Annotated in this window: 12 protein-coding genes; 5 read left to right on the forward strand and 7 right to left on the reverse strand. The window is 37.6% G+C overall.

The genetic code is table 11. The features are described 5' to 3' along the window. Positions 1-2: 2 nt before the first annotated feature. The 3 genes from B9T66_RS06735 to hemW all read right to left on the reverse strand — a co-directional run bounded on the left by B9T66_RS06735 (position 3) and on the right by hemW (position 2,976). A complete protein-coding gene (locus B9T66_RS06735) occupies positions 3-1,298 on the reverse strand; it encodes a TolC family protein (protein WP_095628216.1) in 1,296 nt (431 codons plus the stop codon). Positions 1,299-1,338: 40 nt separating this feature from the next. Continuing rightward, the gene (locus B9T66_RS06740) at positions 1,339-1,821 is read right to left on the reverse strand and encodes an RNA pyrophosphohydrolase (protein ID WP_095628217.1); all 483 of its coding nucleotides are present in this window, start codon (positions 1,819-1,821) and stop codon (positions 1,339-1,341) included. 81 nt (positions 1,822-1,902) lie between these two features. Further along, positions 1,903-2,976: a radical SAM family heme chaperone HemW gene (gene hemW / locus B9T66_RS06745; protein WP_095628218.1), complete on the reverse strand. Its 1,074-nt coding sequence runs from the start codon at positions 2,974-2,976 to the stop codon at positions 1,903-1,905. Between the two features lie 108 nt (positions 2,977-3,084). On the opposite strand from hemW, the gene B9T66_RS06750 reads away from it, so the two are divergent. The 3 genes from B9T66_RS06750 to rsfS are packed head-to-tail and all read left to right on the forward strand — an operon-like array spanning position 3,085 to position 5,916. Beyond that, positions 3,085-4,926 carry an extracellular solute-binding protein gene (locus B9T66_RS06750; protein ID WP_095628219.1) on the forward strand — a complete coding sequence of 614 codons (1,842 nt, stop codon included), beginning with the start codon at positions 3,085-3,087 and terminating at the stop codon, positions 4,924-4,926. After that, positions 4,923-5,558: a nicotinate-nicotinamide nucleotide adenylyltransferase gene (locus tag B9T66_RS06755; RefSeq protein ID WP_180763363.1), complete on the forward strand. Its 636-nt coding sequence runs from the start codon at positions 4,923-4,925 to the stop codon at positions 5,556-5,558. Before B9T66_RS06750 ends, B9T66_RS06755 begins: the two co-directional genes overlap by 4 nt. A 28-nt stretch (positions 5,559-5,586) precedes the next feature. Next, positions 5,587-5,916: a ribosome silencing factor gene (gene rsfS, locus B9T66_RS06760; protein WP_095628221.1), complete on the forward strand. Its 330-nt coding sequence runs from the start codon at positions 5,587-5,589 to the stop codon at positions 5,914-5,916. Here rsfS and B9T66_RS08880 read toward each other — a convergent pair. Beyond that, a complete protein-coding gene (locus B9T66_RS08880) occupies positions 5,913-6,128 on the reverse strand; it encodes a hypothetical protein (protein ID WP_180763364.1) in 216 nt (71 codons plus the stop codon). The two genes, rsfS and B9T66_RS08880, sit on opposite strands and share 4 nt — an antisense overlap. 153 nt (positions 6,129-6,281) lie before the next feature. Between B9T66_RS08880 and B9T66_RS06770 the strand changes: the two genes are divergently transcribed. Continuing rightward, the gene (locus B9T66_RS06770) at positions 6,282-7,322 is read left to right on the forward strand and encodes a glycosyltransferase family 4 protein (protein WP_257874643.1); all 1,041 of its coding nucleotides are present in this window, start codon (positions 6,282-6,284) and stop codon (positions 7,320-7,322) included. On the opposite strand, the gene B9T66_RS06775 is transcribed toward B9T66_RS06770, so the two are convergent. From B9T66_RS06775 to B9T66_RS06785, 3 genes are read right to left on the reverse strand one after another with little or no spacing between them, the layout of a single operon-like run. Further along, on the reverse strand, positions 7,312-7,788 hold the full coding sequence (locus B9T66_RS06775; protein WP_095628222.1) for a phosphatidylglycerophosphatase A family protein: 477 nt from the start codon (positions 7,786-7,788) through the stop codon (positions 7,312-7,314). The two genes, B9T66_RS06770 and B9T66_RS06775, sit on opposite strands and share 11 nt — an antisense overlap. A 2-nt stretch (positions 7,789-7,790) precedes the next feature. Continuing rightward, positions 7,791-8,696, reverse strand: a complete 906-nt coding sequence (locus B9T66_RS06780; protein WP_095628223.1) for a response regulator — start codon at positions 8,694-8,696, stop codon at positions 7,791-7,793. Between the two features lie 19 nt (positions 8,697-8,715). Next, complete coding sequence (locus tag B9T66_RS06785) at positions 8,716-9,858, reverse strand: bifunctional 2-C-methyl-D-erythritol 4-phosphate cytidylyltransferase/2-C-methyl-D-erythritol 2,4-cyclodiphosphate synthase (protein WP_095628224.1); 1,143 nt, start codon at positions 9,856-9,858, stop codon at positions 8,716-8,718. A gap of 549 nt (positions 9,859-10,407) precedes the next feature. Here B9T66_RS06785 and B9T66_RS09195 point away from each other — a divergent pair. After that, on the forward strand, positions 10,408-11,711 hold a 1,304-nt coding region (locus B9T66_RS09195), incomplete at its 3' end, for an MBOAT family O-acyltransferase (RefSeq protein ID WP_308201229.1).

The raw sequence follows: 11,711 nt of genomic DNA on the forward strand, positions 1-11,711 counted from the left end.
CCTTACTCTTTATTATTAAGATTCTCTAAAATTAGCGCCTGTGCTAAGCTCTCTTCTAACATAGCCAAGGTATTGTTATAATCACGCTTTGCTTCGATAGTCGCTATCATAGAATCTAAGTAATTATTTTTGACCAGCAAATATTCAAACACGCTTGTTTTTCCAGCCTCATACCCAATCTTGCTAATTTCTGTAAGATTTTTCTTGTTTTCCTCATCTGCCTGTGCTACGCTAATAGCATTTTTTTTCATTTCAAGTTGTTTAAGATATGAGTGTGCGTTGCTTTGCAACGTATTTTTTAAAATCTCACTCTCTCGCACAGAACCACTTTGGAGTGCCAAATACATTGCTTTTTGATTGCCATATTTGGTAGTCAATGGAAGAGGGATTTTTACTTTAAAAGCTGCGCCTGTGTTAGATTCTGCAATATTAGCACCTGCCCCAATTTCTACAGAATCAAAGCGGCTTCTTGAGGCAAACTTTGCGCTATTGGCATAATCTGCAATATCAAGCGCCACAATCTCTAAATAAAGTGAATCTTGAAGCTTAGATTCTATGTCTGTATCACTAAGTGTAATGTAACTAAAAACTAATCCGCTTACTTCAATATCTATGCTGCTATCCACAATCCCAAGACCAACTTTTATGGCATTAAGCGTATTGGCTAGATTCTTTTTAGAGTTTTCATACATCACCTGCACACTCAAGAAATCACTGCGAAAAAACAGATACTGCGATCGTGAGATTCTTCCTGCATCAAAGCGAACTTTTGCTATATCTAATTGCTCTTTGGCATTAGACAACCTATCCTCATAAACTCTAAATTGCTCTTTTTGCGCAAGATAATCCAAATACAATCTCTTAATGCTAATCACACTAAGTCGTTTGGTAAGCTCATAATTTTTTTGCGCTCGTATGTAGCGTGTTTCATACATTTGGCGCAATATACTACTCACCCAAGGTAGGCGCGGTGCGAGCATAAAATATGCTTCTGTTTCTAGCTCATTGCCACCACTTGGAGAACGCACTTGCATAGAACTTACATCAGCATATGGACTATTCCATGCGCGTGCCGCCTTGCCCTCATAAATTAATGATTTTGCGTATGCTTGAGATTTGGCAAGCATAACAGAATTTTGCTCTATACGCTCCAAAAATTCATCAACACTCATCGTATGCACAGAATCTGCCATACTAAGAGAAAGTGATGTGGTCTGCGTGGATTTTTGTGGTGTTTGAGCGGATACAAATGCACTCACGCAACACACACAAAACACAATTTTATATACTATTTTCATTCAGAATCTGCCTAATATAGAAAATACTTCATAATCACTCTTAAAGAAATCCTTCGTCCTTAAAATATCCTAAAATATTTTTATAAACACGTTTCTTAAAATGCGTAACATACTCAAAAATTTCCTTATAGGTAACAAATTTATACGCATCAAATTCGGGAGTGTGCGTCATAAGATTGATTTTAGCACTTGATTTTAGCCGCACCAAGAAATATTTCTGAATCTGCCCATCAAATGGATACATTTTTTTGCTAATAGTCTCTGGAAAATCATACTTTATCCATTGCGGACATTCTGCGATGATTTCTACTTCACTTGTGCCTATCTCTTCGCCAAGCTCTCTAAAAAGCGCCTCTCTTGGATTCTCACCCTCATCAATCCCACCTTGTGGAAACTGCCACGCACCTTTTATGTCATTGCGTTGGGCGATAAAAAACTCACATTCATTTGGATATTTTGATGAAAGTATTACTGCTGCGACATTTGGTCGATATCGTTTCTGTTTTTCTTGTGTGTTTTGCATAAGCCCATATCCTTAAAAGAATTAATCGTAATATTTTGACATGCTTTAAGGTGCATTATACACTACCCAAAACAACAACGCCTAACTTAACCACATCGCCAATTCATCAGCCAAAAGCATATCATCTGCGATAATATATTCACATTCCTTACCCTGCATATTTGTGCGAGAAACTTTGTGGATTTTGTGAGAATCTAAAAGCAAAGCAAGATTGCGATGAGATTTTAAGAGCTCATATGCCACGCCACTCTTACACCTAAGCCCAAGCATAATAGCCTCCAAATTTAAATCTGCATCACTTAGTCTTTCTTCTATGCGATAATGCGGACTAGCAATATAATGTTTTATGTTTTTGTGTGCCATAGTTCGTGTATTACCCACTCGCCCAAACGCCCCAGCACCACATCCTATGTATTCTTTTAGCTCCCAATATCCTATATTATGACGACAATACGCGCCATTTTTTGCATAATTTGATACTTCATATTGGCTAAACCCAAGATGATCCAAAATCTCGCGCACCTCATAGCTCAAACTTTCTTTTGGTAGCACATGCTCCCTACCCTCAAAGCGTGAATCTGTATCAATACTCAAAGAATACGCCGAAATATGTGTCAATGGTAGATTTTTGAGGTTTTCAAATTCCTGTTTAAGACTAGAGTGAGAATCTAAAGGTGTGTCATATATCATATCGCAATTAATATTGCTAAACCCTGACTTTTGAATAGATTCAAACGCGCCTGCAATGTCCTTGATACTATGATCGCGCTCCAAAAATGCAAGCTTCTTGGGATTAAAGCTTTGCACACCTACGCTTATGCGATTTGCACCAAGATTATAGAGAGTTTTACACCAATCAGTGGTAATGAGATTGACATTAGATTCTATACTGATTTCACAATCCTTGCTTGTATATGCCCAAAAACTCGCAAAAATATCATCATAATAATGTGCTGGTAAAATATTTGGTGTCCCTCCACCGATAAAAACACTCTGCAATTTTCCATGCGCTAGATAGCACTCTAGTGATATGTGAATATCCTCGCAAAGTGCTTGTATATACATAGGATATATATCTTTAGAATCTACTACAGAATTAAACGCGCAATATCCGCATTTACTCGCACAAAATGGTATATGAATATATAATAACATCTCTAGCCTTTAAAATTTCGCGCCATTATACTACACCGCTCTTGCTTGTGTCTTTAAGCAAGGAAAAGATACAATCCAAAGCATACTCTTAGCTCTTTAGGATAATACATGACAAAACCCTTACGCGTTTTACTTATTTTTTGCCTATGCTTTGCAGAAGCCTTTGGCGCACATGCGATAGCGCTTTTTGGGACACCAAAGTATCCTAGAGAGTTTAGCCATTTTGACTACGCCAATCCCAACGCGCCAAAAGGTGGCACACTCAAAAGCTTTGAACTTGGCACTTTTGATTCACTAAATCCTTTTGTCCAAAAAGGCAATGCTGCTCAAAGTATCCTTGCCCTTGTGTATGAAACACTTGGCGTGGGAAGCCTTGATGAGAGCGCGACAGAATATGGACTTATTGCACAAGAATTTATCCTTGATCCAAAGGGATTTTTTTTAGAATGTCATATCAATCCAAAGGCAACCTTTAGCGATGGAATCCGCATAAGCGCGGAAGATGTGAAATTTAGCTTTGAGACATTAATGACGCTTGGCAAAATCGAATATCGCCGTTACTACGCTGATGTGGAGCGTGTGGAAGTCTTAGATTCTCACAAAGTGCGATTTTATTTTAAAACCAACAAAAATACCGAACTTCCTCTTATTCTCTCGCAACTCCCTATCTTGCCAAAACATATCTTTGTAACACAACAAGGCAACACCTTTGGGCAAAACCCCTTAGATACACCGATAGGAAGTGGTCCTTATGTCGTAGATTCTTATGATTTAGGACGCAAAATTATTTTAAAAGCCAACCCAAAGTATTGGGCTAAAAATCACCCTACAAGAAAGGGTTTTTTCAACTTTGAAAGCATTGAAATAGAATATTACAAAGATCCTGTCGTAGCCCAACAAGCCTTTATGGCTGGGGCGTATGATTGGCGTATAGAATCTAGTGCAAAAGTTTGGGCAAAAGACTACAATACCCCTAAACAAACGCTTCAAAAAATAGTGATACCAAACAATCTCCCAAGCACTTTACAAGGATTTTTTTTCAATACCAAAAGACAGGTATTTGCTAATCCACTTGTGCGTGAGGCGATTTTTTATGCCTTTGATTTTGAGTGGAGCAACCAAAACCTCTTTTTTGGACAATATGAGCGCACCATTAATATTTTTGATAATTCAATCTTTGCCTCTAGTGGAATTCCTATGGGGGAAGAAAAGCACATTCTCCAAAAGCTCCCTCTCACAGATTCTAGAATCCTCACCCAAAAATATCTCATTCCTCGCACAGATCACAAACTCCCACCGCGTATAGAATCTGGCTGGAAAGATTGGCGAGGGATCACGCATATCGATAATGCCGCAATTTTTGCGCAAGATAAACGCGAGAATCTCAAATATGCCGCTTCACTTCTAGCTCAAGCGGGTTTTAGATTCAAAAATGGCGTGCTTGTGGATACAGATGATATGCCATTGCGTTTTGAGATTATGATAAATTATGAGGGATTTGAGCGTATTTGTCTCCCTTTTATCCAAAATCTCCAAAAACTAGGCATACAAGCCACACTTGCCAAAGTCGATGACACGCAATACACCAATCGCTTGCGCAATTTTGATTATGATATGGTGATTGAACTTGTAGGACAGAGCTTAAATCCTGGAAATGAGCAGAGATTTTATTGGGGAAGTGAAGCGGCAAATAATTCTGGGGGGCGAAATTACGCACGGATTGATGATAGCAATGTAGATTTTCTCATAGAACAGCTCATCAAAGCCAAAGATTCTAAAGAAAAAATCGCTTATGGCAAGGCACTTGATAGAATCTTACTTTGGGGATTTTATGTGATTCCACACTTTCATGCAAAAGGCTATCGCATAGCGTATTGGAGCGATACAATTGCTATGCCTAGCACACAGCCACTCTATGGATTTGATCCATATGTATGGTGGGCAAAATGACAACCCCACATAGCGTCATATTTGGAGGAAGCTTTGATCCGCTCCATAACGGACATCTTGATATTATGCACTATGTGCTACAAACACTTCATGCAAAGCAACTTATCCTTTTACCCACATTTTGTTCGCCGTTTAAAAAAGGATTTTTATTAAGCCCAAAAGAGCGCCTTATAATGTGTGAAATGACAAGCGCTTATCTTGCTACATGCTATCCACAAGCACACATTATGACATGTGATTTTGAGGTTATGCAATCAAAGCCTACATATAGCATTGAATCTGTGCGATTTTTGAAAAATACACTTGGAGATTCTACGCGGCTTGGATTTGTGCTTGGGTGGGATAATTATGCACAATTTCATCTATGGAAAGATTACACAATCCTATCAAGTATGCTTTCTTTGCTTGTTTTTGATAGAGGCAATCACGATCTTACAAGCTTTGATACCCTCACACAAAGCTTAGGTCTTAGGGATTTAGAGGCGCATTTTATCCCTTTTTGCTCTGCGATCTCTTCAACCCACATTAGAGAACAACTTACTAAAAAGAATTGTGTTAATGAAGTGTTTGGGCAAATTCCATCGTTTTTAGTCCCTACTCTCAAAGACTTCTTACGCAAACATTTGCTATAATACCCACAAATTACTCAAAGGAGCGTTTTTGCAAAACCTTGCCCAAGAAATTATACAAATTTTAGAAGATAAAAAAGCAGAAAATGTCGTGTGTATCGATGTAAGTGATAAAGAATACCTTGTAGATTATGTCGTAATAGCTACCGCTATGGTGGGTAAGCATTCTTTTGCCCTCCTTGATCACCTAAAAACCACGCTCAAAGCTAAGGGTGTAGAATTTTATGCCACTGATGAAGAGAGTGAAGATTGGATTATCGCGGATTTAGGAAGTGTAATGGTGCATATCTTTACACAAAACCACCGCGCAAAATTCAATATAGAAGAATTTTTACAAACCCTCCCAAAACGCCTCATTTAGAATCTAAATGCCACAAGACGCCTATAAAACACTTGATACAACACAACAAACACAAAACTAAGCGCTATAAGCACAAAGCTTTGGTGCGCAAAAATCACACTCAAAATCACAAAAGGCATATATAATGCCAAAATCCATACTGAAGTTTTGGCATTGCTCTTAGCAAAACGCTTATAAATTAGCATATGAAAATGCACACCATCTGGTTGCATAGGCGATAAACCTCTTTTTACCTTTTTGCGAAAGATTGAAAAGAGTACTTTTCAATCTTTTTTCCATACATACATAAATTGCACAAAGCTTATGTTTAAAACGCGTATTTAGTGCTATAATGCCAACTTTTTATTATTTATTTGGAGCAACCTTTGGCAATTGATATTACTCTCATCACTAGCGCACTTATAGGGTTTTTGCTAAGCCTGTGTGTATGTCTTGGTATTGTTATAGTTTCTGCTCGTTTGCATTTTTTTGTAGATTCTGCAACATCAGATAAACCCCAAAGATTCCATACTGATAATACTTCTCGCGCTGGTGGGCTTGGGATTTTTATAGCCTTTTTATGTGCTTGCGCTATATTTTTTGGTTTTGATAAACCTATTATGGGACTTTTATTTGGAAGTTTGATTATTTTTTTAAGTGGCTTGGCAGAGGATTTTAGCTCCGCATTAAGTCCAAAACTTCGCTTACTTTTGCAATGTTTTGGAGCATTTTTGGCGTGTTATACAATGCACACTTACATCAGTGATTTATCACTCGGATTTGTATTGCCATATGTCGCTGGTATGCTTTTTAGTATTTTTGCACTTGTGGGCGTTACAAATGCTACCAACATCATCGATGGCTTTAATGGTTTGGCAAGTGGCGTGTGCATTTTGATTTTTGGTGCTATTGCGATTGTGGCATATAGAGTGCAAGATTGGGATATTTTTCACCTTACTATCTTAATCATACCAGCTATTTTGGGATTTTTTGTGTTAAATTTTCCGCGTGGAAAAATTTTTTTAGGAGATGGTGGCGCGTATTTTCTAGGATTTTTAGCAGGATTCTTACTCATCGCACTGACACAAAACGAGTCAAATGGCGTAAGCGCTTGGTTTGGATTAAGTCTTATGATATATCCAGTATGGGAAGTACTCTTTTCAATCTTTCGGCGAAAGAGACAAAAAGCACATGCTATGCAACCAGATTCACTACACCTACATACATTGATATTCACATATCTTCAAAGACGCCATAGCACATCTGCAAACGCCAAAACCTCGCTTATCATAACGCTATGTGTTATGCCATTTATGCTTATTAGTATCCTGTGCTATCGAGATACACCAATCCTCATTGCAATATCTATATGCTTTATCATTCTTTATACTCTAGCATATCGCTTGATTAAGACATCTATTGCATAATACTCCAAAGCGTCATTACAAGCAATACACAAATCCCAGCTACAAACCCAGCTAACGCATCATCACCCACCACGCCAAGTCCGCCTTTTACCTCACGATCGATTTTTCCAATAAAAGAGGGCTTCCAAATATCAAAGATTCTAAAAAATACAAAACTTAGCGCAACTGCTACAATCCCTTCATACATACTAAGCGTGTGCAGATTAATAAAACTCATCGCAATCCACACACCCACGAGCTCATCAATCACAATGCTTTTGTCATCGTGCATACCACCATTTTGCTCATAAATAGTAATCTGCTTTATGGCAATGCCCCCAAGCAAAACAGCAAGTAAAAATAAGGTTTCTTGCGAAAAATACAACAAAGGCAATCCCAAAAACACACTTACCAAACTTCCCCAAGTCCCCGGTGCAAAAGGGATTTTCCCACTATATAACACACTCAAAAATGCTGTTTGCCACATACTTAGGATTCTTTTGTTGTTTTATTATGACGCAAAAGTCCATATTTTTTGCGTTTTTCCCACAAACTCTTGCGACTCATACCAAGCTTTTTGGCAAGCTCTATATCAGGATAGCGACTTTCAAATTTTGTGATGATGATACGCTCATATTCCTTGACAGATAAAATATCACCTCCAAGCTCCAACGCCCCAGAACAATTAGAAATATCTACCACTTGTGGAAATGGCACTTTTTCATTAGAAATGGTAGAAACAATGCAGCTATATTTTAAAATCATCTCCAAAAATTCTTTTAACTCACTTTTTTTCAATTCCTCAAGATTGGTAATGTAAAACACTTGATTTTTGCTTGGTTGAGATTCAAAGATTTGTCGCCATTTTTCTTCTTTGAGTGTCAAAAATGTAAATCGTATCCCCTTGCGACGCGCATAACGCATAGCATAAATATCTGCGCTGCGTTGAGAGTTGGCTTTGATAATAAATGGCGGATTATATGCTATAGGATTAGGTGTAGAGAGTTCTTTTTCGATGAAGTTAAAATAATTACAATAAAACTCTATTTCTTTTTTGAGATCTCTATAAGACTTATAATGTCTAATTTTACGCACAAGCTCATCAATCACAAAAGGCTTCACGATATAATCTGTAACTCCGCTTTGCAATGGCTTAGTTACCGTGTCATCATTGATATAAGAAATCATTAAAATAATAATCGCTTCCTCATAACGCTTTGTAAGCTCTTGATAATTACCATCTATACTTCCAAGTGAAGCAATCACTACATCATAATCTTTATGCTCTATCTCTTTAAGATTGGCAGCAATCGTGCATTCTAATTGAAAATCACTCAATTTATTAACAATGCCTTGTGCCAAATATGTCTCATTCTCAATAATCAATACTCTCACTCTCTCTCCTTAATGTAATTTAGCGCAAAATGCTATCCCATTGTATATATCCAAGCGTAGCAGTAGCACTCACTGCTACACCTTCTTTTCGTCCGATAAAACCTAGAGATTCTGTAGTTGTAGCCTTGATACTTACCCGTGCTTTTGGAAGCCCTAAAAGTGCCGCGATACTTTCTTGAATGCGCTGTTTGTAGGGCGCAATCTTTGGGATTTGTGCCATTATGGTAATATCCACATATCGCACCTCAAACCCCACACTTCTAGCATATGTATAAATATATGTAAGAAGCTTTTTAGAATCTGCTCCCTTAAACTCTTTGCTTGTATCTGGAAACCACTGCCCTATATCTCCTGCACACATTCCACCCAATATCGCATCACTAAGCGCGTGCAAAACCACATCGCCATCACTATGGGCTTTGAATCCTATTGGGGAGGCAATCTCAATGCCACCTAATACCATAGGCTTACCTTCTTCAAAGGCATGAACATCAAACCCACTTGCACAAAAACTTTCTTTGCTAGGTGGCAAGAGGTTGGAATTATGCAAATCCTCACCTAATGTGAGCTTGGAAAGCTTTGCACTGCCTTGCACAAAATCTATACGCTTACCAAGAGCGTGCATTGCTGAACTCTCATCGCTAAAGTCTTTAGAATCTAAGGCTTGTTTAAGGGTTTGTGTATGGCTAAGTTGTGGGGTTTGAACAAGCTTAATATCCTCACGCGCAAGATACGCACCTTGATAAAAAGTCGTATCTGGCACACTCACAAAAGGCACGGCACAAGCAAAATCAGGATTATCCAAACAGGCAAAAAGTCGCTCACATACTGCCTTATCAATATCCCAACGCGCTACATCACTCACAAGCACAAAATCCGCCTCAACAAATTTAAGGGCATTTCTTAGACTCTGTGCGCGCGTATTGCCACCTTTGATGACACAAAATGGGCTAATAGTTTGCATATACAAAAAATCCGATTCTGAAGCGGTGATAAAAATTTGACAAAAAGGATATGTTTCACTCAAATCTTGTGCGACTTTTTGCCACAATGGCATATCACCTACTCTAAGCCATTGTTTTTTAAGCGAAATATTTGCACTTGCGCAAAAGCGTGTAGAATCTCCAGCAGCCATAAGAATCAGGGCTATACGATGAGACATTGATCTCCCCATATCACAAATTTTTTGAAATTGTAGCGACACTTTCACAAAAAAATGCTGAAGTTGTTACAAAAATCCACATAAAATCTTTATAAAATCAGATTGACAAAGACAATTTAGATTTTTATGCTACAATCACCCCCTAACATTGCAATAACAAACCTAAACAAAAACCTTAAGACAGAGCCTTGTTAGAAACCTTTTGTTAGATTCTTACCCAAAGGAATATAATGCTCTTTTCCTCTTATATCTTTATCTTTGTATTTTTACCTATTGTGTGGTTTGGCTTTCATACTATTAAAGCCCTTTCTTTTTCACATTCTTATGCTCTTGCTAAAATCTTTTTAGTCCTTAGCTCACTCTTTTTTTATGCGTATTGGAAACTCTCATATCTTCCTATACTCTTAAGCTCTATTGCACTTAATTATTGTTTTGCCACTTGGATATTAGCATGTAATACACATACTACAAAGACTTTTTTGCTAAAGGCTATTAGGGGGGGGGGGCAAGTATACATTAAATCTTTATAATCCCAAATTTCCTCTGTATTTGGGCATTGTTTTTAATCTTGCTTTACTTGGATTTTTTAAATACACAGACTTTTTCTTAGAAAACTTTGCACTCTTTACCCAACTCTTGCATTTAGACTTTAACATTCCTTTACCACATATACTCTTACCACTTGCGCTCTCATTTGTAACCTTTCAACAAATTGCATTTTTGGTAGATTGCTATACAAAGATAAAGCACGATAATCACACTCTTAGACAATCTAGTAATCCCACACACAACACAATAGATTTTATAGATTATTGTTTATTTATTACATTTTTCCCACAACTCATCGCAGGACCTATTGTGCATCATAAGGAAATGATGCCACAATTTGCCAAGCTCTCTAAAGACACATCTCCTAAAACATTTGCGTTATATGAAAGTGTGGCAAAGGGCTTATTTATCTTTTCTATTGGGTTATTCAAAAAAGTATGTATTGCTGATAGTTTTGCGAAATGGGCAAATGCAGGATATGGTGCAGTAGAAAAAGGAGCAGTTCTTAATCTCTTTGAATCTTGGGCAACAAGCCTTAGCTATACCTTTCAGTTATATTTTGATTTTAGTGGGTATTGTGATATGGCAATAGGATTAGGCTTACTCTTTGGCATTATGTTGCCTATTAACTTTAATTCTCCATATAAAGCGTTAAATATCACAGACTTTTGGAGACGATGGCATATTACTCTAGGAAGATTCTTAAAAGAATATGTATATATTCCTTTGGGAGGTAATAGGTTTGGTAAGCTTCTTACTTTGCGTAATCTATTTATTGTAGCCTTTCTTAGTGGTATATGGCATGGTGCAGGATGGGGGTTTGTGGTATGGGGCATACTCCATGCCTTTGCGATGTGCATACATAGAATCTATACATGGTGGTATGAAGGATTAGAATCTAAGAATACGCAATCTCTTAATAATACTAAGGTTTTTAATGATAAAGATATGAAAGCTTGTGATATTGAGACACATATGCCACAAGCTACTACACACGCCAAACTCCATACCACCTCTAGCATTTCTTTAAATCCACATGCATCTGCTATGACAGATAATCTTACTATGCACCAAGAACCTTCTTGTGTTAACACACAACAAGGTAATGATGCATCATGCTCTACGACACAGCGCTATAGCTTTGCAAGAATCTATCTAGGCTTTATGCAAACAAAACTCTATACAGTGCTCTGTTGGTTTCTTACCTTTAACTTTGTCAATATTGCTTGGATATTTTTTAGATCTGAGAATATACAAGGAGCATGCAATCTCTTGAAAGGAATGTTTGGGGGTGTGGTGGTGTT

The sequence above is a fragment of the Helicobacter sp. TUL genome, from assembly GCF_002287135.1.
Lineage (GTDB): Bacteria > Campylobacterota > Campylobacteria > Campylobacterales > Helicobacteraceae > Helicobacter_F.

What these genes read in the sequence shown, in the direction of transcription:
- B9T66_RS06740 (WP_095628217.1), bottom strand. Translation starts at nt 1,821, where the DNA reads ATGCAAAACACACAAGAAAAACAGAAACGATATCGACCAAATGTCGCA.
- B9T66_RS06785 (WP_095628224.1), bottom strand. Translation starts at nt 9,858, where the DNA reads ATGTCTCATCGTATAGCCCTGATTCTTATGGCTGCTGGAGATTCTACA.
- B9T66_RS06735 (WP_095628216.1), bottom strand. Translation starts at nt 1,298, where the DNA reads ATGAAAATAGTATATAAAATTGTGTTTTGTGTGTGTTGCGTGAGTGCA.
- B9T66_RS08880 (WP_180763364.1), bottom strand. Translation starts at nt 6,128, where the DNA reads ATGCAACCAGATGGTGTGCATTTTCATATGCTAATTTATAAGCGTTTT.
- B9T66_RS06755 (WP_180763363.1), top strand. Translation starts at nt 4,923, where the DNA reads ATGACAACCCCACATAGCGTCATATTTGGAGGAAGCTTTGATCCGCTC.
- hemW (WP_095628218.1), bottom strand. Translation starts at nt 2,976, where the DNA reads ATGTTATTATATATTCATATACCATTTTGTGCGAGTAAATGCGGATAT.
- B9T66_RS06750 (WP_095628219.1), top strand. Translation starts at nt 3,085, where the DNA reads ATGACAAAACCCTTACGCGTTTTACTTATTTTTTGCCTATGCTTTGCA.
- B9T66_RS06775 (WP_095628222.1), bottom strand. Translation starts at nt 7,788, where the DNA reads ATGTGGCAAACAGCATTTTTGAGTGTGTTATATAGTGGGAAAATCCCT.